The sequence below is a fragment of the Streptomyces sp. NPDC002564 genome (assembly GCF_042889645.1).
Taxonomy (GTDB): domain Bacteria; phylum Actinomycetota; class Actinomycetes; order Streptomycetales; family Streptomycetaceae; genus Streptomyces.
The window spans coordinates 1-19,937 of sequence record NZ_JBIARE010000013.1 but is presented as its reverse complement, the minus strand read 5'-3'; the positions used below and the strand labels follow the sequence as shown (position 1 = coordinate 19,937).

At 75.4% G+C, this 19,937-nt stretch carries 19 protein-coding genes and 1 pseudogene; 13 read left to right on the top strand and 7 right to left on the bottom strand.

Annotation, left to right across the window (positions count from 1 at the left end; translation table 11 throughout):
* The first annotated feature begins 140 nt into the window (after positions 1 to 140).
* The 9 genes from ACFYXE_RS32965 (at position 141) to ACFYXE_RS32925 (ending at position 5,933) form a co-directional block, all read left to right on the top strand.
* Positions 141 to 299 carry a hypothetical protein gene (locus ACFYXE_RS32965; RefSeq protein ID WP_389318943.1) on the top strand — a complete coding sequence of 53 codons (159 nt, stop codon included), beginning with the start codon at positions 141 to 143 and terminating at the stop codon, positions 297 to 299.
* Positions 296 to 958, top strand: coding sequence for a hypothetical protein (locus ACFYXE_RS32960; protein WP_389318941.1), 663 nt, complete (start codon positions 296 to 298; stop codon positions 956 to 958). Before ACFYXE_RS32965 ends, ACFYXE_RS32960 begins: the two co-directional genes overlap by 4 nt.
* A 50-nt stretch (positions 959 to 1,008) precedes the next feature.
* Complete coding sequence (locus tag ACFYXE_RS32955; protein WP_361176192.1) at positions 1,009 to 1,431, top strand: phage holin family protein; 423 nt, start codon at positions 1,009 to 1,011, stop codon at positions 1,429 to 1,431.
* On the top strand, positions 1,428 to 2,072 hold the full coding sequence (locus ACFYXE_RS32950) for a DUF3618 domain-containing protein (RefSeq protein WP_389318939.1): 645 nt from the start codon (positions 1,428 to 1,430) through the stop codon (positions 2,070 to 2,072). The genes ACFYXE_RS32955 and ACFYXE_RS32950 overlap by 4 nt, the downstream gene beginning before the upstream one ends.
* Positions 2,069 to 2,335, top strand: a complete 267-nt coding sequence (locus ACFYXE_RS32945; protein ID WP_361176196.1) for a DUF4235 domain-containing protein — start codon at positions 2,069 to 2,071, stop codon at positions 2,333 to 2,335. Before ACFYXE_RS32950 ends, ACFYXE_RS32945 begins: the two co-directional genes overlap by 4 nt.
* 112 nt (positions 2,336 to 2,447) lie before the next feature.
* On the top strand, positions 2,448 to 3,251 hold the full coding sequence (locus ACFYXE_RS32940; protein WP_389318936.1) for an SDR family NAD(P)-dependent oxidoreductase: 804 nt from the start codon (positions 2,448 to 2,450) through the stop codon (positions 3,249 to 3,251).
* 67 nt (positions 3,252 to 3,318) lie between these two features.
* Complete coding sequence (locus ACFYXE_RS32935) at positions 3,319 to 4,119, top strand: SGNH/GDSL hydrolase family protein (RefSeq protein WP_389318934.1); 801 nt, start codon at positions 3,319 to 3,321, stop codon at positions 4,117 to 4,119.
* Between the two features lie 87 nt (positions 4,120 to 4,206).
* Positions 4,207 to 4,965: an antibiotic biosynthesis monooxygenase gene (locus ACFYXE_RS32930; RefSeq protein ID WP_389318932.1), complete on the top strand. Its 759-nt coding sequence runs from the start codon at positions 4,207 to 4,209 to the stop codon at positions 4,963 to 4,965.
* Positions 4,966 to 5,096: 131 nt separating this feature from the next.
* On the top strand, positions 5,097 to 5,933 hold the full coding sequence (locus ACFYXE_RS32925) for an SRPBCC domain-containing protein (protein WP_389318930.1): 837 nt from the start codon (positions 5,097 to 5,099) through the stop codon (positions 5,931 to 5,933).
* Between the two features lie 15 nt (positions 5,934 to 5,948).
* Here ACFYXE_RS32925 and ACFYXE_RS32920 read toward each other — a convergent pair whose 3' ends face one another.
* The gene (locus tag ACFYXE_RS32920; protein ID WP_389318928.1) at positions 5,949 to 7,802 is read right to left on the bottom strand and encodes an endonuclease/exonuclease/phosphatase family protein; all 1,854 of its coding nucleotides are present in this window, start codon (positions 7,800 to 7,802) and stop codon (positions 5,949 to 5,951) included.
* 244 nt (positions 7,803 to 8,046) lie between these two features.
* Between ACFYXE_RS32920 and ACFYXE_RS32915 the strand changes: the two genes are divergently transcribed.
* Positions 8,047 to 9,495 carry a hypothetical protein gene (locus ACFYXE_RS32915; RefSeq protein ID WP_361176204.1) on the top strand — a complete coding sequence of 483 codons (1,449 nt, stop codon included), beginning with the start codon at positions 8,047 to 8,049 and terminating at the stop codon, positions 9,493 to 9,495.
* 86 nt (positions 9,496 to 9,581) lie between these two features.
* On the opposite strand, the gene ACFYXE_RS32910 is transcribed toward ACFYXE_RS32915, so the two are convergent.
* The 4 genes from ACFYXE_RS32910 to ACFYXE_RS32895 all read right to left on the bottom strand — a co-directional run bounded on the left by ACFYXE_RS32910 (position 9,582) and on the right by ACFYXE_RS32895 (position 12,422).
* A complete protein-coding gene (locus tag ACFYXE_RS32910; protein WP_389318926.1) occupies positions 9,582 to 10,037 on the bottom strand; it encodes a hypothetical protein in 456 nt (151 codons plus the stop codon).
* 26 nt (positions 10,038 to 10,063) lie between these two features.
* Positions 10,064 to 11,227, bottom strand: a complete 1,164-nt coding sequence (locus ACFYXE_RS32905) for a hypothetical protein (protein ID WP_389318924.1) — start codon at positions 11,225 to 11,227, stop codon at positions 10,064 to 10,066.
* A gap of 66 nt (positions 11,228 to 11,293) precedes the next feature.
* Positions 11,294 to 11,491 carry a hypothetical protein gene (locus ACFYXE_RS32900; RefSeq protein ID WP_389318922.1) on the bottom strand — a complete coding sequence of 66 codons (198 nt, stop codon included), beginning with the start codon at positions 11,489 to 11,491 and terminating at the stop codon, positions 11,294 to 11,296.
* Positions 11,492 to 11,642: 151 nt separating this feature from the next.
* Positions 11,643 to 12,422, bottom strand: coding sequence for an SDR family oxidoreductase (locus tag ACFYXE_RS32895; RefSeq protein ID WP_361176208.1), 780 nt, complete (start codon positions 12,420 to 12,422; stop codon positions 11,643 to 11,645).
* A gap of 121 nt (positions 12,423 to 12,543) precedes the next feature.
* Here ACFYXE_RS32895 and ACFYXE_RS32890 point away from each other — a divergent pair, with 121 nt between their 5' ends.
* Positions 12,544 to 14,007 carry an alkaline phosphatase PhoX gene (locus tag ACFYXE_RS32890; protein WP_389318920.1) on the top strand — a complete coding sequence of 488 codons (1,464 nt, stop codon included), beginning with the start codon at positions 12,544 to 12,546 and terminating at the stop codon, positions 14,005 to 14,007.
* 1 nt (position 14,008) lies between these two features.
* Here ACFYXE_RS32890 and ACFYXE_RS32885 read toward each other — a convergent pair whose 3' ends face one another.
* Complete coding sequence (locus ACFYXE_RS32885) at positions 14,009 to 16,489, bottom strand: protein kinase (RefSeq protein WP_389318918.1); 2,481 nt, start codon at positions 16,487 to 16,489, stop codon at positions 14,009 to 14,011.
* 74 nt (positions 16,490 to 16,563) lie between these two features.
* Complete coding sequence (locus ACFYXE_RS32880; RefSeq protein ID WP_389318916.1) at positions 16,564 to 18,969, bottom strand: PQQ-binding-like beta-propeller repeat protein; 2,406 nt, start codon at positions 18,967 to 18,969, stop codon at positions 16,564 to 16,566.
* A 249-nt stretch (positions 18,970 to 19,218) separates the two neighbouring features.
* Between ACFYXE_RS32880 and ACFYXE_RS32875 the strand changes: the two are divergent.
* Together ACFYXE_RS32875 and ACFYXE_RS32870 are read left to right on the top strand one after the other, a co-directional pair.
* Positions 19,219 to 19,359, top strand: a pseudogene (locus ACFYXE_RS32875) (aminocyclopropane-1-carboxylate deaminase/D-cysteine desulfhydrase family protein); the annotation flags it as partial.
* 209 nt (positions 19,360 to 19,568) lie between these two features.
* Positions 19,569 to 19,796: a CarD family transcriptional regulator gene (locus ACFYXE_RS32870; RefSeq protein ID WP_055564387.1), complete on the top strand. Its 228-nt coding sequence runs from the start codon at positions 19,569 to 19,571 to the stop codon at positions 19,794 to 19,796.
* Positions 19,797 to 19,937 lie beyond the last annotated feature (141 nt).

Sequence of the window (19,937 nt, the reverse complement as noted above, 5' to 3'; positions counted from 1 at the left end):
CCGGTCAATTCTCCTACGGAGTACCGGGCGGAAGAGCTACCCGGAAGAGCGGCGAGGCGCGACAGGCACTGGTGCCAACTCGCCCCTGTGTGGGTCACTATGGCGGGACAGTCGGTGACAGTCGGTCCCTAGGAGGCGTCATGAGGCTCGGCAAGGCACTCGCCACCGGAATCGCCGCGGAACAGCCGTCCACGCACGACGAGCAGGCCGCGGGCCACCGCGCCGCCGCCCCCGAACCCCCCACCGAACAGCGCGAGTCGACAGTCCCCGACCGGCCGGTCGAGGCCGCCGCCCGATGAGGCTGCGGCTCCCCGAGGAACGCCCGACGGAGCCGCCCACCGGATACAAGATCGCCCGCCCGGTGCTGTCCCACGACGGCACCCGGGCCGGCTTCACCGGCGTCTCCCTCGGCGCGGGACTGCCCTACGGCGTGCTCGACGAGGCCGGCTGCGTCTACGGCCGGCGCCACCGCGCCCCGCACCGCCGCTGCGACTGCGGCTTCCACTGCGTGCACGACCGCGCCACGGCCGAGGCCCTGCTGTGCACCGCCGAACACCGCAGGGCGGCCCTCCTGGAGGTGACGGTCCTCGGCGCGTACATCCGCTTCGAGCGGGGCTTTCGCTACGCCCGCCAGCGGGTGCGCACGGCGACCCTGCCGCCCTGCCCGTGCGGTGCCGCGGCCGTGCTGCTGGCCGACGCGGGCTGGGGCAGGCCCGGGTGGCGGGTGGTCGAGTCGGCGTGCGGGCGGTGCCGGGGCGGCCGGGCGGCGCTGACACCCGCGGAGTTCGCGCGGCTCGCCGGACAGGGGCTGCGGGTCCTCGCCGCCCCGGAGTCGTCCGGCGGGGAGCCGCCGGGGCTCGGCATGCCCGAGCTGATGGCCGAGGCGGCGCTGCTCCAGGCGCGACTGGACTGGTTCCAGTCGGAGTTGGCGCGCTTCACCGGCGATCAGCGGGGATAGCCCGGCGCGGGACGGGTACCCGGACCTCCCAGCCAGAAGGGAGGCGGACTGTGACCGGGACCACGGGCGAACAGCCCACGCGCGACCACGCGCAGCACTCGGTGGGAGAACTCGTCGAACGGGCCACCGCACAGCTCTCCGAACTCGTGCGCCAGGAAATGCGGCTCGCCGCCCACGAGATGGCCGCCAAGGGCAAACGCGCGGGCCGCGGCGGCGGACTGCTCGGCGCGGCCGGCGCGATCTCCTACGTCGGCGTCATGGCGCTCGCGGCCACCGCGATCGCGGCGCTCTCACTGACGCTGCCCGTGTGGGGCGCCGCCCTCATCGTCACCGGCGTGCTCTTCGTCGTGGCGGGAGTGCTCGGCGCGATGGGCCGCAGCCAGCTCGCCCGCGCCGTACCGCCGGTGCCGAAGGCGGCGATGGACAGCGTCAAGGCGGACGTCGAGGAGATCAAGGAGAGGGCGCACCGATGACGAACAGCCCGAAGGACGCGAAGGACGCGAAGGATCCGGGCCTGCAGGGCTCCGACGAACTGCGCAAGCAGATCGAGGAGACCCGCGGCGACCTGGGCGAGACCGTGCAGGAACTGGCCGCGAAGGCGGACGTGAAGGCCCGCGCCAAACACCGGGCCGACGTGGTCAAGGGACAAGTGCGAGGAACGGCGGCACAGGTGAAGGACAAGGTGACGGAGCAGGCGGCGCGCGCCAGGGGCAAGGCCACCGACGAGGCGGGCCACGCACGCAGCGCGACGGCCGACGGCGCCGCGCGCGCCAAGGACAAGGCCGCCGAGGGCGCGGGACGCGCCAAGGACAAGGCCATCGAGGGCGCGGCGCGGGCGAAGGACCTCGCCGCCGAGGGCGCGGGACGCGCCAAGGGTGCCGTGCTCAGCGGCAAGGCCCGCGCCGAGGAGCACCAGGCCGTCGTCCAGGCCGAGGAGAAGGTGGCCGAGGTCGCGCGCCGGGTGCAGGACGGCACGCCCGAGCCGGTGCGCAACGCGGCGAGCGGTGTCGTACGGACCGGCGGACGCCACCCGAAGACGTTCCTCGCGGCCGGGGCGGGCCTCCTGCTCGCCGTCGCCGCGCTGCGCCGCCGCAAGCGGGCAGGCCGCCGATGAGCGGGACCAAGCTGCTCTACAAGCCGCTCGGCATGGGCTTCGGCATGCTCGGCGGCGCGCTCGCGGGCGCGCTGTTCCGGCGGACCTGGAAGGCCGTGGCGCACGAGGACGACGCGCCGGACGCCCACGACGAGGAGCGCGCCTGGGGCGAGATCCTCGCCGCCGCGGCACTGCAGGGCGCGATCTTCGCCGTGGTCAAGGCGGCCGTGGACCGCGGCGGCGCGGTCGGCGTGCGGCGCCTGACGGGCCGCTGGCCGGGCTGACCCGGAGCGCGGCCCGGGCCGCTCCGGGGCGCCCGTCCGGCCGCCCCGGCGGCCGTCTGGCATGATCGGCGCGGGCGCCGACAGGCCGGACGGACACAGAGGCTTAAGGCACATGAACGACAACAGCAACCAGCACAGCGCCGGCGGTACGGCAGGCGACGGCGGGCACACGGCGGAACAGGGCGAGCGGCGGGTCGCACTGGTGACGGGCTCCTCGTCCGGCATCGGCGCCGCCGTCGCCCGCCGCCTGGCCGCCACCGGCATCCGCGTGGTCGTCAACTCCGCGCGCTCGGTGGAGGCGGGCCGCCAGCTCGCCGCCGAACTCCCCGACGCCGTCTACGTGCAGGCCAGCGTCGCCGACGAGGCCGACGCCGCCCGGCTGGTGCAGAGCGCCGTCGACACGTACGGCCGCCTGGACATCCTGGTCAACTGCGCGGGCACCACCCGCTTCATCGACCACGACGACCTCGACGCCGCCCGCCCCGAGGTGTGGCGCGAGCTCTACGACGTCAACGTCATCGGCGTGTGGCAGACCATCACCGCGGCCGTCCCGCACCTGCGGGCGAGCGGCACGGGCAGCATCGTCAACATCTCCTCGCAGGCGGGCGTGCGCCCCAGCGGCAGCTCGATCCCGTACGCGGTCAGCAAGGCCGCCGTGAACCACATGACCAAGCTGCTCGCCAAGACGCTCGGCCCGGCCGTGCGGGTCAACGCCGTCGCGCCCGGCATGATCGACACCCCCTGGTTCGACGGGGTGGAGGGCATCGGGGCGGCCATGGAAGAGGTCGCGGGACGCCTCCCGCTGGGCCGCGTCGGACGGCCCGAGGACATCGCCGAGGCGGTCCTCGACCTCATCGGTGCCTCGTACATCACCGGCGAGGTGCTCCTCGTCGACGGCGGCGGCCACCTGCTGTGAGGCGCCCGCGCCGGGCCCGCCCCGCCGCGCGTTGACGGGCGGCGACGCCCGGGGGGAAGCTCGGCGCATGGCCACCACCCCGCACCACCCGTACCGCCGCTATGTCGCGCTCGGCGACAGCCAGACGGAGGGGCTCGGCGACGGCGGCGAGGAGCGCGGCCACCGCGGCTGGGCCGACCGGCTCGCCGAGCTCCTCGCCGCCGGGAACCCGGACCTCGGCTATGCCAACCTCGCCGTGCGCGGGCGCCGCACGGCGGACATCAAGGCGGAACAGCTGGGGCCCGCGCTCGCCCTGGAGCCGGACCTCGTGACCGTCATGGCGGGCATGAACGACCTGGTGCGGCCGGGCTTCGACGCGGCACGCGTCGCCGCCGACATCGAGGAGATGTTCACCGAACTCACCGCGGCGGGCGCGCGCGTGGCCACCGTGACCTTCCCCGACATCGGCCGGATCTCCCCGCTCGCGCGCCGCGCGGTGCCCCGGGTCCTGGACCTGAACGCCCGCATCCGCGCCGCCGCCGACCGGCACGGCGTGGTCGTCCTCGACACGTTCCCGCACCGCGTCACCACCGACCCGCGGCTGTGGAGCGGCGACCGGCTGCACGCGAGCCCGCTCGGGCACGCCCGGATCGCCGCGGGCATGGCGGACGCGCTGGGCGTCCCCGGGCACGCCGACTGGCTGCGGCCGCTGCCGCCCCTGCCCCCGGTCTCGGTGTTCGGCGCGACGGCGGCCGAGGCGCGCTGGTTCGCGGGGTTCCTGGGGCCGTGGCTGTGGCGGCGCCTGCGCGGGCGCTCCTCCGGCGACGGCCGCGCGGCCAAGCGCCCCGCGCTCGGCCCGGTGACGGTGCCGCGTCCCGAACGGGCTTGACTTCAAGTGCGGTTGAAGTCCGACCGTGGTGCGTACGGGGAGCGCACCGCCCCCGGAGCCGCTTCCACCGAGACGGACGGACCCGCCATGCCCGAGAACACCACCGCCCCCGGCGCCCCCACCCGCAGCACCGGTGCTCCCCCCGATCCGGCCCTTGCCGCCGACGGCGGCCTCACCTTCATCAGCACCTGGAGCACCGGCTCGCCCGCCCGGCAGCGGGCCACCCTGGACGCCATCGCCGAAGCCTGGCGGAGCAGGCCCTGGCCGCACGCGGGCCTGCTCTCGTACGCGGTCCACGCGGGTGCCGACGGCTCGACCGTCCTGCACCACTCGCAGTGGCGGGACGAGGGCTCTTACCAGGAGTTCTTCGCGGGCGCGGCGAACGGCAGGGACGCCAGGAACGACGACATCGACGCGGCCGTCCCGGGCATCGCGCGCCTCGGCCTCAACAAGACGCGCCTGTACCGCAGTTGGACCGACGGGCGGGAGCGCGCGGGTCGTGAGCCCGGCGCGGTCGTGATCGTGCGGGCCGACGTCGAGGGGCCGGGCCCCGACCGCGGGCGCGCCTGGGCGGACGCCGTCATCGACGCCCTGGACGACGACGGGCCCCAGGACGGCGCGCCGCTGTCCGCGCACTTCCACCTCAGCACCGACGGCACCCGGGTCCTCCTCTACGCGCAGTGGGAGAGCGGGCAGGCCCACGCCGACGCGCTCGCCGCGCCCGGCGACGGCATCGTCCCGCCCACCCCGCCGTGGCGGCGCGTGCGGGACTTCCCCGGCGTCCTGCGCGACGACGCGGTCGCCCGGTACCGGTTCGCGTACGGCTTCGTACCGAGCACGGCGTAATTTCCCGGCGCCGTCCCGCGGAGCGCCCGCACCCTCCTGGACAGCGACAGGTGCCGGCGGGACGGTGGGGCCATGCTCGACGTCACCCCGACCGACGCCCCCGCCCCCGCCCGCGCCCTCCGGAGGCCGTCATGAGCGGCGGACGGACCGGTGACGAGAGCCCGGGCCGGGGCAGGCCGGGCCGGCGCAGGCCCGGCAGGCCCGGTGCGACCGCCGCGGACGGCACGGCGGACGACGGCGCCGCGCAGGCCTTCGAGCTCGTCAGGGAGCTGGAGATCGAGGGCTCGCCCGCCCGGCTGTGGGCCGCCCTGACCACCGGCACCGGCGGCTGGCTGTGGCCCGTCGAGTACGAGCCCCGCGAGGGCGGCGCCGCCCCCTCCGGCGGCACCGTCACCCGCTGGGACCCGCCCCGCCGCCTCACCGCCCGCGTCGAGGACCCCGACCGCGTGCCGGGGCAGACCCTCGACCAGGTCGATCACACCATCGAGCCCCGCGACGGCGGACGGCGCTCCTGGCTGCGCCACGTCCACAGCGGCATCTTCACCGGCGACCGGGACGCGCGCTACGAGACGCTCGGCCGGTACACCGACTTCCGCCTGCACACCCTGGGCCAGTACATGGCGTACTTCGAGGGCCGCCCCGTCGCCTTCTCCGGCCTGCACGGGCCGCGCGCCTCCGCCGCCCCGGACGCGTTCGCGCGCCTGGCCAGGGCGCTCGGGCTGCCCGACGACGCCTCGGAGGGGGCCCGCGTCCGCGTGCAGGCCCCCGGCGGCGAACTGGACGCCGTCATCGACTTCCGCAGCCGCCACTTCATCGGCCTGCGCACGGACGAGGCACTGCACCGCTTCCTGGGCCGCAACCACTTCGGTGCCCCCGTCGGCATCAGCGTGCACGACTTCGGCGCGCACGCGAACGCCAAGGGCACCGAACTGGCCTGGCAGGACTGGCTGGACCACCTCTACGGCTGAGGCGGTCCGCGCCGGCTACGGCCGGAAGCGCAGCACCTGCGGGTCGTGGTCGCTGTTCTGCTCCGCGAACTCCGCGTTGATGTGCACGCTGTCGTAGCCGAAGTCGCCGCCCACGCCGGGGCTGGTCAGGATCTGGTCGAGGACCTGCGAGTTGCCCTGGTAGACGTACGAGTAGCGCTCGCTCCTGGGCAGCGAACGGAAGGCCGAGCGCAGCGCGCCGCCGTCCTCGAGGGCCCGGGTGGTCGCGGAGAACTCGAAGTCGTTGATGTCGCCGAGCACCACGACGTCCGCGTCGCGCCGGACCGCGCGCAGATCCTTCACGAAGCCGTTCACGGCCTGCGCCTGCTGCAGCCGCTTGGCCTCCGAGGAGCGCACCGGCGGCTGGTGGTGCGAGGGCAGGCCCTCGTCGCCGCCCTTGGAACCGAAGTGGTTGGCGATCACGAAGACCGTCCGGCCGCGGAAGACGAACTCGCCGGCCAGCGGCTTGCGGCTGTCCGCCCACGCCGCGTTGCCCGGGTCGATCCGCCCGGGGGAGTGGCTCAGCGCCGCCTGCTTGCCCTGGCGCACGACCTCGGTGGGCGTCGTCGCGTCGCCCGGCGCCCGGTCGGTGAAGGAGACCCGCTCGGGGTTGAAGAGGAACACCTGGCGGATGTTGCCGCCCGGCTCGCCGCCGTCCTTGTTGTTCTCCGGGTCGACGGACCGCCAGGCGTAGCGCGGCCCGCCCGCGGCGACGACCGCGTCGGTGAACTTCTTCAGGGTCGCCTCCGCGGAGACCGTGCCGTCGTTCTTCGCGCCGTTGTCGTCCTGGATCTCCTCCAGGGCGACGATGTCGGGCGAGGACAGGTTCGAGACGACCGCGCCGGCGAGCGCGTCGAACTTCTCCTGCGGGTCCGTCGGGTCGAGGTTCTCGACGTTGTACGTGGCCACGGCGAGCTCGCCCCTGGCCTGCCGGCGGGTCTTCTCGCGGGTGAGGCCCTTGTCCGTGACCGTGCCGAGCTCGCGGGCCACCAGGGTGTAGCCGCCGAACTGGTTGAAGTCCAGGGGCCCTTCGGCGCCGCCGCGCAGCACGTCGCCGACGTTCGCCTTGGGGAAGGGCCGCTCGGAGACGGGGGCGAGCTGCTGGATCTGCAGCCGCCCGCCGTTCTGCGCGCCGTAGGAGCCGTAGACGGTGCCGCCGCGCCGGTTGGCGTTCTCGTGCTTCTTCACGGTCACCCACAGCTCGTTGTACGCGTCGGTCGCGCCGACCACGCGCGAGCTCGCCACCCGTACGTTCATGCCCTCCAGGGACTCGTACAGGTCCAGGGCGTACGAACGGGGCTTCAGCGGCAGCGCGTTGATGCTGCCGCCCTGCGCCGGGTCGCCCGCGGGCGCGTACGCGGCGGGCACGGACTTCGCGTCGAGGGTGACCGGCGCGGGCAGCGCGTTGCCGGACGACTCGACGGTCACCGTCGGCCTGGTGATCTGGGTGAGCGACTGGTTGCCGGAGGCGGCGCCCCCGGGGACGTACTCCCCGACGGTCCCGGAGACGCGGACCGCGTCGCCCGGCCTGACGGTGAGCGGCGCCGAGCCGGTGAAGACGAAGACGGCCTCGCTGGTCGCCGGGTCCTGGTCGGCGTCCCGGGCGGCCGACTGGATCCAGAAGCCCTTGGAGCCGTATCCGCGGACCCCGGTCACCAGACCGGACACGTCCGTGACCTGCTGTCCCGCCAGCGGCGATATGCGGGTGGTGCCCTGGATGTCGTGGATCCGCACCGCGTCGGCCGATGCGGCCGAGGAGGAGGCGGCGAGCAGGCCCGCGGCCAGGGCGGTGGCGACGACGGCGCCCACGGCGGCGGATCTCGGTGCGCGGGAGGACAAGGTCTGAGGCATCGGCGATTCTCCGGATGAGGGTGTGGTCGGGCGGGGACGTGCGGGAGGAACGGTGCGGCGGCGCAGGCCCGGACGGGCGCTCTACGCGCGTCAATCTCTTGTGTGGGCAGGGGAGTTGTCAAGGTGCTCCGGGTGTTCCCACGCTGTACGTTTCCTGACAGGGACATGAACCGGGCGGCATGGTGCCAAATCCGTCTAGGCTTGCGCACTGCCGACCGCCCCACCTCCGGAGGAGAACCAGCCGATGTCCGTAAGCCCCGCCACCCTGCCGCCGGTGCTGCTGCACTCCGAAGCGGAACTCGCGCGGGCCGCGCTCGCCACACCGCTGCTGTCCCGCGCCGTGCGGCTGGCCCGCTGGGCCGGGCCCGACACCCGCGTCGGCGCGGGCGGCGAGCTCGTCGACGCCCAGCTCGGGGCCGCCGCGGCCGAGCTGGGCCTGCCGGCGGACGACCCGGACTCGGCCGCGTACGCGAGCGAGGCCTGGCGGGTCGCGGTGGACACCGGACTCGTGGACGTCACGGACGCCGAGGAGGAGGGCGCGGAGGGCACCGTCACCCGGGGCGAGGACCTCGCGCTGCTCGCCGAGGGCGGCCCGCAGGACGTCCTCGGCATCTGGCTCGGCGCCCTCGACACCGTGTACGCCGACGCCACCGTGCCCGACATGGAGGGCCTCCTGGACGTCCTGGAGGAGAACGGCGAGGTCAATTTCGACGAGCTCGGCTGGGACCCGCAGGCCGAGGCGGACTTCCTGGACGGCGTCCTCGGCAACCTCTACCTGCTCACCGTGGGCGACGCCGCGGCCGGCGAGGGTCCGGTGCCGCTGCCCGCGCTCGCCGCCTCGATGATCGTCCCCGACGACATGGGCGAGCCCACGGACGACATCCTGGAGCAGGTGTCGGACGCGATGATGAAGCTCGACGACCAGTTCCGGCTCTTCGAGCCGCTCGGCCTCGTCGAATACCAGCCGGTCGACGAGGCGCTCATGGCCGACATCGACGACGAGAGCGCCCCCGAGCCCCCGCAGATCGACGACGAGGACGTCAGCCGCTACGGCATGGTCCGGCTCACCCCGCTCGGCCTGTACGGCGTGCGCGCCCGCATGCTGGAGGCCGGCGTCGACGCGCCCGCCGTCGGCGACCTCGCGGACAAGGGCGCCGACGCGCTCCTGGACGGCACCTCCGGCTTCCCGCAGGCCGCCGCGCAGGCCGAGATCGAGCAGTGGCTCGCCCGGCACGAGACGCCGGTCGCCGCCCGGGAGCTGCTCGCCGCGGCGCGCGGCGGCGACGAGGGCGCGCCGCTGCGCAGGCTCCGCTGCCAGCAGGCGCTCTCCCTGGTCGGCGCCGAGGCCGAGCCCGCGCTGCGCGAGGTCCTCGACGACCCCGAGCTCGGCGGACTGGCCCGGGTGTGGCTGGCCGAGCACGGCGCCGCGGACGTGCCGGCGCCCTCGGAGACGCTGATCTTCTGGCTGACCATCGACACGCTCGCCGCGCAGCTCGCCGCCGAGGGCAACTCCGACGAGCTGCAGGGCCTGGTCGAGGGCCTCGCCCAGCAGCACAGCGGCTTCTTCGCCACGGCGTGGCGCGTCGAGCACCCCGCCACGGCGGACGTCCTGGAGGCGATGGGCCGCCTGCACCCCGACAAGAAGGTGGCGAAGGAGGCCCGCAAGGCGGCCTTCAAGGCGAGGAACCTGTAGCCCCTGCCGCACCGGAGGACGAGCCCCGGAGGCCGACGGACGGCACCCCGGGTGGGCCGAGCAGCACGACCCACCCGGGAACCCGCTCACCCGCCGACGGCATACCTCGTGGTGTGCTTGAACGAGGACGACGCCCCGTCGAATCCGTACGTACCCCGGTACGCCGGAGGGTTCTGGTACTCGCCCACGATCGTGATCGTGCTCGCGCACGACCCCTGCCCCGACCGCTTCGCGTCCAGCCGCATCGTGTCGCCGAGCGTGCCGCCCGTGATGTCCCACGGCGCCCCGCAGATGCCGGACGTGATCTGCCCGCCGGTCACCACGTGCGGATAGGTGTTGGGGTTGTACTTCACCTCGACGGTGAACGTCACCGCGCCGCTGTGCAGCGTCAGCGTGCAGTCCGTCGAGAAGGCCTCGGCCGACACGTCGGCGGCCGGCGCGGCGAACGCCTCGTCGCGCGTCTTGACCTCGGCGCCCTGCGGATTGTGGAAGCGGTGCTCCGTTCCCGTCCTGCCCTTGCTCTTGCGTGCCTGAGTGGTCATGGGAATCCCTCCTTCCGTCCTGACCGTCAGGCCAGCAGCTCGGCGATCTCCACGCGCAGCAGCGCGCGGACGTTCTCGATGTGGTTGACGATGGTCGCGACCGAGGAACCGGCGAAGAGCAGGCCCACCGCGACGTCGTCCTGCGAGGCGACCAGCGAACCGGAGTCGCCGCCCGCCGAGATGTTCGTCGTGACGATCTGGTCCTTGAACCGGGCGGTGCCCGCCGTCCCGTAGTTCACGTCGACGGTCGCGTCCACCGCGATGATCCGGCCGAAGCTGATGTTCGTGGTCCTGCCGGACTTCTTCACCAGGTCGCCGACGGCCACATTGGCCTTGCGCCGCCAGGCCCGCGGGGCGCCGCTGAAGTACTGCTCGCGGGTCGCGTCCTGGAAGTCGACCGCGCCGAGCGCCGCGTCCACCACGTTGTTGTGCCGCTCCAGCGGGATCTGCGGGGCGAACTGGATGGTGATGAACCGCTCCAGCGTCGCGATCCGGTCCGCCGGGTCCTGCCCGCCGTCGAAGACGCCCGGCTGCACGATCGCGCTGCCCAGCTGCGCCCGGTTGGAGTCGGCCAGCACGTGGTTGTTGGACAGGATGGAGAACTTCGCCGGGATGCCGAGGCCGGACCCCGGCGGATCCACGGAGGCACCGGGCAGGAAGTCGTAGACCACGCTGCCGAGCGTGCCCGCGGTCACCCGGACGTTGCCGACCGAGAAGCCCGACGGGCACGGACGCATCCGGCGCTTGAGGAGCTGCGGCTCGAACGCGCCGCGCCCGGCCAGCTCTTCGAGCTGCGGCTGCCCGAGGCCCGCCAGCTGCTCGCTGATGCTGCCGTCCGGGCCGTACGCGGCGGGCGCGCGGTCCTCGGCGCGGCGGCCGCCGGACCTGCTCTGCTGACGCTGCGCCGCGATGTGGCCCACCGCGACGACGTCGGTCGGGGTGCCGTCGTCCATCCGGCGCGGCACGACGTCCCGCTCCGGGAGCATGGACTCCGGGACCTTCTGGGTGACGAACACGACGACAGCGGGCTCGCCGGTGGGCTGCCCCTCCCGCCACTTCACGCCGTGGCCGAAGCCGACCACGTTGGCCAGCGGCTGCTGGGGCCGCAGGAAGTCGGACACCGCCTGCTGACGGGAGCTGTCGGTCAGCTGACCGCCGGTCGGTCCACGCATCAGTTCGGGCTGGCTCACCACGCCAGACCACCTCTTCCCCTGTGCAGGGTGGGGGCTCCGGGCCGTGCCGGGGCATCGCGCCCGCTACGTACCGCCGTCCTGCGCGTCGACCTCGCCGATGGCGAGCACGCGCACGGGGACACCGTCGAGCTCGTCCGGAACCACGTCTTCGTCCCGGAGCCGGTCACGGGGCACTCGGTGGGTGACGAAGACGACGATCACGTCCTGACCCGAGTGGTCGTCCCTTCCGGTGCCGACGCCGGTGACATTGGCCAGCTGCATCAGCCGGTCCTCATGGAGGCTGCGTGCCTGATGTGCGTCCACTCGGCTCGCCTCCCCGCGCGGGTGCTGCGGTTGCACGTACGAGCTGTCTATTGCCGTGCGCGGCGCCGGTCAAGGTGTGCCGCGCTGATTCTTCGCCGCACGGCACGGCTCAGGTGCGCAGGTGCGAGGCGCCGTTCAGGTCGAGCACCGTGCCCGACGCCCACTCGGCGACCGGCGACGCCAGCCACAGGACGGCGGCCGCGATCTCCTCGGCGGTCCCGGCCCGCCCGAACGGGCTCTGCGCGCGGATCGCCTCGCCCTCCGCCCCGGCCAGACGGTGCGCCACCCGCTCCGTCCCGAAGAACCCGGGCGCCACCGACGCCACCGCGATCCCGTGCGGCGCGAGCGACACGGCGAGCGACTGGCCGAGCGCGTGCACGGCCGCCTTCGTCGCCCCGTACGCCGGGTGGTCCGGCTCGCCCCGGAACGCGCCGCGCGAGCCGATGTTCACGATCCGCCCGCCCGTGCCCTGGTCGATCATGCGCCGGGCCGCGAGATGGCTGAGGTTCGCCGTCGCGAGGAGGTTCACGGACACGTGCCGCTGCCACAGCCGCGCCCACTCCTCGTACGGCGTCTCGGCGAGCGGGTGCGGGAGGTTCACCGCCGCGTTGTTCACCAGCACGTCGAGGCCGCCGAGCGCCCCGGCCGCGCGCTCCGCGACGTCCGCCGCGCCCGCCGGGTCGGACAGGTCGCCGCCCACCAGGACGTGCCCGTCGCCCGCCAGCGAGGCGAGTGTCGCCCGCGCCTCCTGCACGCGCGAGCCGTAGTGCACCGCGACCCGGTCGCCGTTCTCGGCGAAGGCGCGGGCCAGCGCGCGGCCGAGCCCCCGGGAGGCTCCGCTGACCAGGACCCGGCGGCCGGACGCGGGCATGTTCACGGGCAGGTTCATGGAAGGTGGCCCCTCGACGTCGAACAGTGTTCAACCGCCGTTTATACGCGAGCGGGACGGTGGCGCCGAACACCGCCCGGCCGTACGTCCCGTTCTCGCACCCCGGCCCTCAGGAGACACCATGTCGCTCACCCGCAGGGATTTCACCAGACGCTCCGCGCTCACCGGGGCGGGGGTCGCGCTGGCCGGCAGCGTCGGCGCGCTCGCCACCGCGCCCGGCGCCCTGGCCGCGACGGACTTCCAGGACGCCGTGGACGCCGAGGGCGCGGCGGACGTCCCGGGCCACGGCCACCACGGCCCCGGCTACGGACCGCTGCTGCCCGACCCCGAGGGCCTGCTCGCGCTGCCCGCCGGATTCTCCTACCGCGTCCTGACGCACAGCGGCAGGACCACGCTGGAGAGCGGCGAGCCCACTCCCTCGAACCACGACGGCACCGCCGCCTTCCGCGGCCCGCGCGGCACGACGCTGCTCGTCAACAACCACGAGCTGGCGGGCCCCCGCAGCAAGTGGCCGCACCCCGTGCCGCTCACCGAGGGCCTCGTCTACGACCCGGCGGCCGCCGGCGGCTGCACCGTCGTCGAGGTCCGCCCCGACGGACGGGTCGCCGAGTGGGTCGGCATCGCGGGCACCGCCACCAACTGCGCCGGTGGCTCCACCCCGTGGGGCACCTGGCTCACCTGCGAGGAGACCGAGGACAGGGCCGGCCAGAACGGCATGACCAAGGACCACGGCTACGTCTTCGAGGTCGACCCCCTCGACGCCCGCGCCAACCGCGCCCCCAAGCCCGTCAAGGCGCTCGGCCGTTACGCCCACGAGGCCGTCGTCGTCGACCCGAAGCGCGGCCACCTCTACCTCACCGAGGACGCCTCGGGGCCCAACGGCCTCTTCTACCGCTGGACCCCGCCGCACGGCTTCCGGCACGGCCGGGGCAGGCTGCGCACGCTCGCCGACGACGCGGGTGTCCTGAAAGCGCCCAAGTGCTTCGACTCCGGCGGGCGTTTCGTCGACGACCTGTCCCGCGCCACGCGGATCGGCACGGTGTACGGCGTGGACTGGGTCGAGGTGCCGGACCGCGACGCACGGAGCGTGCCGGTGCGCAAGCAGTTCGCCGACGGCGACGTCACGCGCGCCCGCAAGCTCGAAGGCATGTGGTGGGGCGACGGCGGCGCCTACCTCGTCTCGTCCTTCGCCCGCACCGAGAGCCCCCTGCAGCACGACGGCCAGGTGTGGTTCTACCACCCGGGCCGCCGCACCCTCACCCTGAAGGTGCTGCTCGGCGTCAACCCCGACCCGGGCACGGACGGCGCCTTCGACGGCCCGGACAACATCACCGTCTCGCCGTACGGCGGCCTGGTCGTCGCGGAGGACGGCGACGGCGTCCAGCACCTGTTCGGCGCGACGGAGAGCGGCCGTACGTACCCGATCGCGCGCAACGAACTCAACGCGGGCACCCCGGAGAAGCCCGAGTACAGCGAGTTCACCGGCGTCACGTTCTCGCCCGACGGCCGCACGCTCTACGCCAACATCCAGACGCCCGGCATCATGCTCGCCATCACCGGCCCCTGGAAGCGGCAGCGCCGCTGACTCACGGCGCGTTGAACGCCCGCAGGGACGAGGTGCCGATCCGCGCGTACCAGCCGTCGTCGTCGGCGGCGAGCCAGGTGACCGCCTCGTCCACCGGCCACTCCCGCCGTGTCCGGCCGGTGCGCAGGTCCAGCGCCCGGCACTCCTGTCCCGCCGTGACGTAGGCCGTGCCGCCGCCGGCCGCGGGCGGGCAGCGGGCGACGGCGTCGAACGACGTCCGCCACAACTGCCGTCCGCCGTCGGCGAGATCGACCGCCTGCAGCGTCCTGGCGTCCAGCCAGTTCAGCAGGACGCCGTCCGCGACGACCGGGGCGCGCCGGCCGCCGCCCGCCGACGGCGGCCACCCGGTGTCCAGCCCGGCGGTCGCATGGCTCCACAGCCGCTTTCCGCTCACCGGGCTGAAACCGATCAGGTCCTCCCCGGCGGTGAGCAGCAGCCCGGTGTCCGCGGCGTGGCCGAGCGCCGTGGCGCCGCTGCCCGCGGTCAGCTCCAGCGGCTCCCTGGCCAGCCGGTCGCCGGTGCGCACGTCGACGAGGTGCAGGTCGTCGGCGTCGCTCAGCAGCGCGAAGCGGTCACCGCCCCGGCCGCCCGGCGCGGGCAGCGTCACCGGCGCGGTCCGCACCTGCCCCGTCCTGCCGAGTCCGGCGTACGTCCACGGCTCCTTGCCCGTGACCGCGTCGAGGCAGATCACGCCCGGGTCCGGCGACCCGGTGTCCGGCACGAGGAGCAGCCGCGGGCCCGACACGGCGGGCGCCCGCCAGTCGCGGCTCTCGTCCTTGCCCCGCGTCCGGGGCGAACCGCCCGAGGGCAGCGCGCGCGAGCGCAGCACCCGGTCGCCCGCCGACCCGCCGCCGGTGTCCAGCACGACGAGCCGCCCGCCCGCGACGGTGAACCACTTCACGCTCCCGCGCCAGGGCGGCTCCGCCCGCCACGGGTCGCCGTTCCGCATCCCGTACACCCGGTCCATGAGGTCGGGGGCGATCAGCAGGCCGCCCGTGACGCCCCACAGCTGTTCGCGGGCGGCGTCCGCGGGCGCCTTGTCGTACTGCCAGCGGCGCGTCCCGTCCGCCGTGTCGACGGCGCGCACCTGGCCCTGTGTGCTGAGCCCCGCGCGCGGCCCGTGCGCCAGCACGGTGGTGCCGGCGAGCAGCGCGGAGACGACACCGCTTCCGTCGTCGCCCCCGACCAGCGCCCAGCGCTCGCGCCCGGCCCGCGCCGACCCCTTCTCCAGGACGGGCCCGCCGTCCTGATCCTCCGTGTCCGGCGCCCCCGGCGACCGCGCGACGGCCCAGCCCGCGAGCCCCGCGAGCCCGGCACCCCCGACACCGAGGAGGCCGCGCCGGGTGAGGGTGCGCAGACGGGTGGGGGCGGAGGTGCGGGTGGGGTCCGGGCCGTCGGCCGTGGTCGGCCGCCCGGCGGGGCTCGGTCGCCCGGCGGGGTTCGGCCCCGGTCCGTGGACCGTCGCGGTCGGTCCCGGAGCGGCGCCCGGTCCCGGGCCGGTCTCCCGGTCCGTCGCCGCGCCGGGGTCCGGGCCCGGTCCTGCCCCCGGCTCCCCGGGCGCCGGGTTCCCGGACGCATGCGGCGCCGGACGCGCGTCCTCCTCCGCGGGAGCGCCCCGCTCGGCGGCTATCAGCGACCGCAGGGGCTCCTCGCGCCACCACAGGGGCGCGTCCCGCGCCGAGGCCAGCGTCAGGACCTCGGCCACGGACGGCCGCCGCTCCGGCACCTTGTGCAGGCAGTCGGCGACGAGCGCGCGCAGCCCCGCCGTCTCCGGTACGCCGACGAGATGCGGCTCCTCGTGCGTGGCGCGGTAGAGCAGCACGGCGACGGGCCCGGAGCCGAAGGGCTGCTCGCCCGTCGCGGCGAACGCGAGCACCGCGCCGAGCGCGAACACGTCGGCGGCGGGCCCGACATCGCCGCCCACGACCTGCTCCGGCGCCATGAACCCGGGCGTGCCCAGCAGGGACCCGGCCTCGGTGAGCCCGAGCTCCCCGGCGGCCCGTGCGATGCCGAAGTCGATGACGCGGGGGCCGTCGGCGGTGAGCAGCACGTTGGACGGCTTGAGGTCGCGGTGCACGATGCCCGCCGCGTGGATGCTCGCCAGCGCCTCCGCGAGGCACGCGCCGAGCGAGCGGACCGCGGCAGCACCCAGGGGCCGCCCCGCGGCGACCGCGCGGCGCAGGGTGACGCCCGGCAGGAACGCGGTGGCGAGCCAGGGCACGGCGGAGTCGGGGTCCGCGTCGAGCACGGCGGCGGTGTGCGCCCCCGTGACGGCCCGCGCCGCGGTGGCCTCGCGCCGGAACCGCTCGCGGTAGTGCGGGTCGGCGGCGAGGTGCGGGTGCACGGTCTTGACGGCGACGAGCCGCCCGCCGGGACTGCGCCCCAGGAAGACCTGCCCCATCCCGCCGGCCCCGAGCCGCCGCACGATGCGGTGCCCACCGAGGCGCCGGGGGTCGCCGGGCAGCAGCGGAGTTCCGGTCATGCGGCAGGACCTCCGGGGTCAGGGGAGCGGGGACAGCGCCGGTGAAGGCCGCCGGGGACGGCGGAGCGCCCCCGTCACGGCCGGGTGTCCGCAGGGCCCCGGACCGTGTAGAGCGTGCGGCCCGCGCACACGTGGACCAGGCCGCCCCGCGCCGCCGCCAGGCTCATGTCCGACGCGGGCCCCACCCGCACCGCCCAGGCGGCCTCGCCGGTCCGCACGTCCAGCGCGTACACCCCCCACAGGCCCTCGCCCGAGCCGCCCGGCTCCGGCCCCGCGACCAGCGCCAGGCCGTCCGAGACCAGCGGCGCGCCCGGTCCGATCACCCGGAACCCGGGCCGCGACCAGCGCTTGCGGCCCGTCCGCGCGTCGAGCGCGGCGATGCCCTCGGAGGTGGCGACGGGCAGCAGGCCGCCGGTGGCCCGCGGCGCGACGGCCGTGACCGCCCCCGCGGCCCGGTCCCACACGGTGCGGCCGGTCGCCAGGTCGACCGCCTCGATCCGCTCGTCGGACGCGTAGTAGCCGGTGCCCGCGGCGCCGGGGTGGGCCTGCGGACGCCGGGCCCCCTTCGCCACCTCCCGCTCCACGGTGCCGTCGGACGCCCTGAGGACGGTCAGCGGGTCGTCCGCCGCGAACCGGTCCGTGCCGGGCGTGCCCGAGTCCGCGGACGCGGCCGCCACCGCGATCCGGCCACCCGCCCCGTCCACGCCGATGACTCCCGCCGCGCCGCCCTCGTGGAACCAGAGCTCCTCGCCCGTACGGGAGTCGAAGCCGTACGCGCGCCAGGGCCGGTCGCCGGTGGTGCGGCGCTCCCACGCCGTGCCGTAGGGGGCGTAGGTGAACAGGCAGGTCACGTCGCCGGAGACGACGAACTGGCCCCGGTTTCCCTCCGCCTGGCCCTTCGGGGCGTCGAGGGGGCGCGGCGGCCGGTGCTTGTTGCGCAGCAGGACGCCCGACGTCCAGGCCTCCCGGCCACCGGTCGCGCGCAGGGCGATCAGCTCGGGCTCGAAGAGGCTGTCCCGCAGGACGTAGACGAGGTCGCCGCGCGCGTCGACGCTCCGCAGGTTCTCCTGCGGGTAGGTCCAGCGCAGCGTGCTGGTCTCCGCGTCGAGCCGGGTGAGGCCCTTGTCGTCCAGGACGTAGAGGTCCTTGCCGCTGCGCAGCAGAGCGCCGCCGTACGCGACCTCGCCGATGTCCCGGCTCCAGAGCACCTCACCGGTGGGCGGACGCGGCACCGCCCGGCCGGTGGCGCCGTTCCCGCCGCCGTTCCCGCGGTCCTCCTCGCTCAGGAGGACCGCCGCCGTCGTGGTCCCCACGGCCGCGAGGGCCGCGCCCCAGGCCAGGAGACGGCGCCGCGCGGTGCGGGCCACGGGCGGCGGGGAGCCGTCCTGCGGGGAGCTGTCCTGCGCGGTGTCGTGCGGCGGGTTGCCGTGCGGTGGCGTGTCCTGCCGTTCCGTGGCGGGGAGGCCGGCCGGTGCGTCGGCCGGCCCGGCGGTGGGGGCGTCCGCCGCCGGGCCGCCCGGGGCCTCGCGGCGGGCCGGCGGAGGCCACACGAGGTCCGCGTCGCCGTCCCCGTCCCGCGCGCCGCCCGGCCCCGCGGCCCCGCCCCCGCCGTCCTGCCCCAGCAGCTCCGCGACCTTGTCCTCCTGACGGCGGATCAGCCCGGCGACCGGCTCCTGCTCCCACCAGGGCTCGTCCGCGGCCCGCCCGGCGCACCAGGCGAGCACCTCCGCGACCGGGGGCCGCGCGGCGGGATCCTTGGCCAGGCAGCGGCCGATGAACTCCTCCCAGGAGCCGTCCGGCACGCCCAGCAGGTCGGGCTCGTCGTGCAGCGTGCGGTAGAGGACCTCGGGGGCGCCGCCCGAGCCGAAGGGGCCGCGCCCGGTCGCCGCCACGGTGAGGACCGCGCCGAGCGCGAACACGTCCGCGGCGGGCCCCGGCCGCCCGGCATCCGACGCCAGTTGCTCGGGGGCGATGAAGCCGGGCGAGCCGATGGCCTCGCCGCCCGCGGTGAGGCTCTCGTCGGCCGCGCTCTTGGCGATGCCGAAGTCGATGACCTTGGGCCCGTCCCGGGTGATGACCACGTTGGACGGCTTCACGTCCCGGTGCACGAGCCCCGCCGCGTGCACCGCGGCCAGCGCCTCGGCGAGCGCGGCGCCCAGTGCGGCGAGCTCCGCGGGACCGAGCGGGCCGTGCGCGGCCACCGCCTTGGGCAGGCCGGGACCCGCGCAGAACTCGATGGCGAGCCACGGCTGTTCGGCGTCCGGGTCGGCGTCCAGGACGGCGGCGGTGTACGGGCCGGTGACCGCCCGCACGGCGAGGGCCTCGCGGCGGAAGCGCTCGCGGAACTCCGGGTCGGCGGCGAGGTGCCCGTGGACCGTCTTGACGGCGACCGGCCGCCCGGACACGGACCGCGCCAGGTGGACGCGGCCCATCCCGCCCTCACCCAGCAGCGCGACGATCCGGTACCCGCCGAGCTCCACGGATGCTCCTTCCGGTGGCCCGCAGGGGCCCTGCGACGACGGGACGTTCCGACGATCTGTGCGACGCCTGTGAGGCATCGTACGGTTGCGTCCGCCGGGGAGTCGCCGGGGACCGGCACACCCCGGCGCTGCGCCGGGCGCACCCGCTGGAGCAGACGCTCGGTCACTCGCCGGCGAACGTGCCGTCGCTGCCCGGCCGGACCCCGATCCTGGAACCGGTCCGGCTCGATGTGGGCGCCGCTGTCGGAGACCGACCCGGTCTACGCGGGGAAGTCGATGGCCGCGCTTGTCGATCCGGTCACCACCGGCGAGATTCCGCGGGACGCCACCGTGCTCTCCGCGCACCTCGGCGGACAGCCCGCCCTGAATGCCTGCAGTGACCTGTTTTGAGCGCATCGTCGGCCGGGAACGGCGGATGATCGCGTACGCACCGCGTCGGGGGCGGTACGGGCCGTCACCGGGTAGTCCGTTCGGGTCGTGTCCGAAACGGGCGGACCGGGTGCTGCGGCTGCGATTTGTGTGTCTGTTCCATACCGATGTGAGGGCAGTGTGAGGTCGGAGCATGGTGCGCCGGGTGCTCGGGGGCCCATACTGCGAACATGACGAGGCCCCCCGGCTCGCGCCGCCATCTGCCGAACAGTCCCTTCAACGTGCCCGCTCCGCCCGCCCCACCCGTGGAGCACTTCGAGGTCGGTGACAGGGTTTCCCACGACCAGTACGGCCTGGGAAGGATCGTGGGCGTCGAGGGCGAGGACGCGGTGGTCATCGACTTCGCAGGCCGCCAGGGACGGTTCCTGAGCCCCTACCCGAAGCTGGCCAAGCTCTGATCCCCACCACCCGGCACGACTGAGGGGCGGGGGGGGGGGGGGGGGGGGGGGGCGCGCCGCCCCCCCCCCCCCCCCCCCGCGCCCGGCCCCCCCCCCCCCGCGCGCCCCCCCCCCCCCCCCCCCCCCCCCCCCGCCGCGACG

Excerpts from the sequence above, each read along its gene's own strand:
- ACFYXE_RS32920 (WP_389318928.1), bottom strand. The coding sequence starts at position 7,802 with ATGCCTCAGACCTTGTCCTCCCGCGCACCGAGATCCGCCGCCGTGGGC.
- ACFYXE_RS32940 (WP_389318936.1), top strand. The coding sequence starts at position 2,448 with ATGAACGACAACAGCAACCAGCACAGCGCCGGCGGTACGGCAGGCGAC.
- ACFYXE_RS32930 (WP_389318932.1), top strand. The coding sequence starts at position 4,207 with ATGCCCGAGAACACCACCGCCCCCGGCGCCCCCACCCGCAGCACCGGT.
- ACFYXE_RS32960 (WP_389318941.1), top strand. The coding sequence starts at position 296 with ATGAGGCTGCGGCTCCCCGAGGAACGCCCGACGGAGCCGCCCACCGGA.
- ACFYXE_RS32965 (WP_389318943.1), top strand. The coding sequence starts at position 141 with ATGAGGCTCGGCAAGGCACTCGCCACCGGAATCGCCGCGGAACAGCCG.
- ACFYXE_RS32870 (WP_055564387.1), top strand. The coding sequence starts at position 19,569 with ATGACGAGGCCCCCCGGCTCGCGCCGCCATCTGCCGAACAGTCCCTTC.
- ACFYXE_RS32950 (WP_389318939.1), top strand. The coding sequence starts at position 1,428 with ATGACGAACAGCCCGAAGGACGCGAAGGACGCGAAGGATCCGGGCCTG.
- ACFYXE_RS32915 (WP_361176204.1), top strand. The coding sequence starts at position 8,047 with ATGTCCGTAAGCCCCGCCACCCTGCCGCCGGTGCTGCTGCACTCCGAA.
- ACFYXE_RS32895 (WP_361176208.1), bottom strand. The coding sequence starts at position 12,422 with ATGAACCTGCCCGTGAACATGCCCGCGTCCGGCCGCCGGGTCCTGGTC.
- ACFYXE_RS32935 (WP_389318934.1), top strand. The coding sequence starts at position 3,319 with ATGGCCACCACCCCGCACCACCCGTACCGCCGCTATGTCGCGCTCGGC.
- ACFYXE_RS32900 (WP_389318922.1), bottom strand. The coding sequence starts at position 11,491 with ATGCAGCTGGCCAATGTCACCGGCGTCGGCACCGGAAGGGACGACCAC.
- ACFYXE_RS32890 (WP_389318920.1), top strand. The coding sequence starts at position 12,544 with ATGTCGCTCACCCGCAGGGATTTCACCAGACGCTCCGCGCTCACCGGG.
- ACFYXE_RS32885 (WP_389318918.1), bottom strand. The coding sequence starts at position 16,489 with ATGACCGGAACTCCGCTGCTGCCCGGCGACCCCCGGCGCCTCGGTGGG.
- ACFYXE_RS32925 (WP_389318930.1), top strand. The coding sequence starts at position 5,097 with ATGAGCGGCGGACGGACCGGTGACGAGAGCCCGGGCCGGGGCAGGCCG.
- ACFYXE_RS32945 (WP_361176196.1), top strand. The coding sequence starts at position 2,069 with ATGAGCGGGACCAAGCTGCTCTACAAGCCGCTCGGCATGGGCTTCGGC.
- ACFYXE_RS32910 (WP_389318926.1), bottom strand. The coding sequence starts at position 10,037 with ATGACCACTCAGGCACGCAAGAGCAAGGGCAGGACGGGAACGGAGCAC.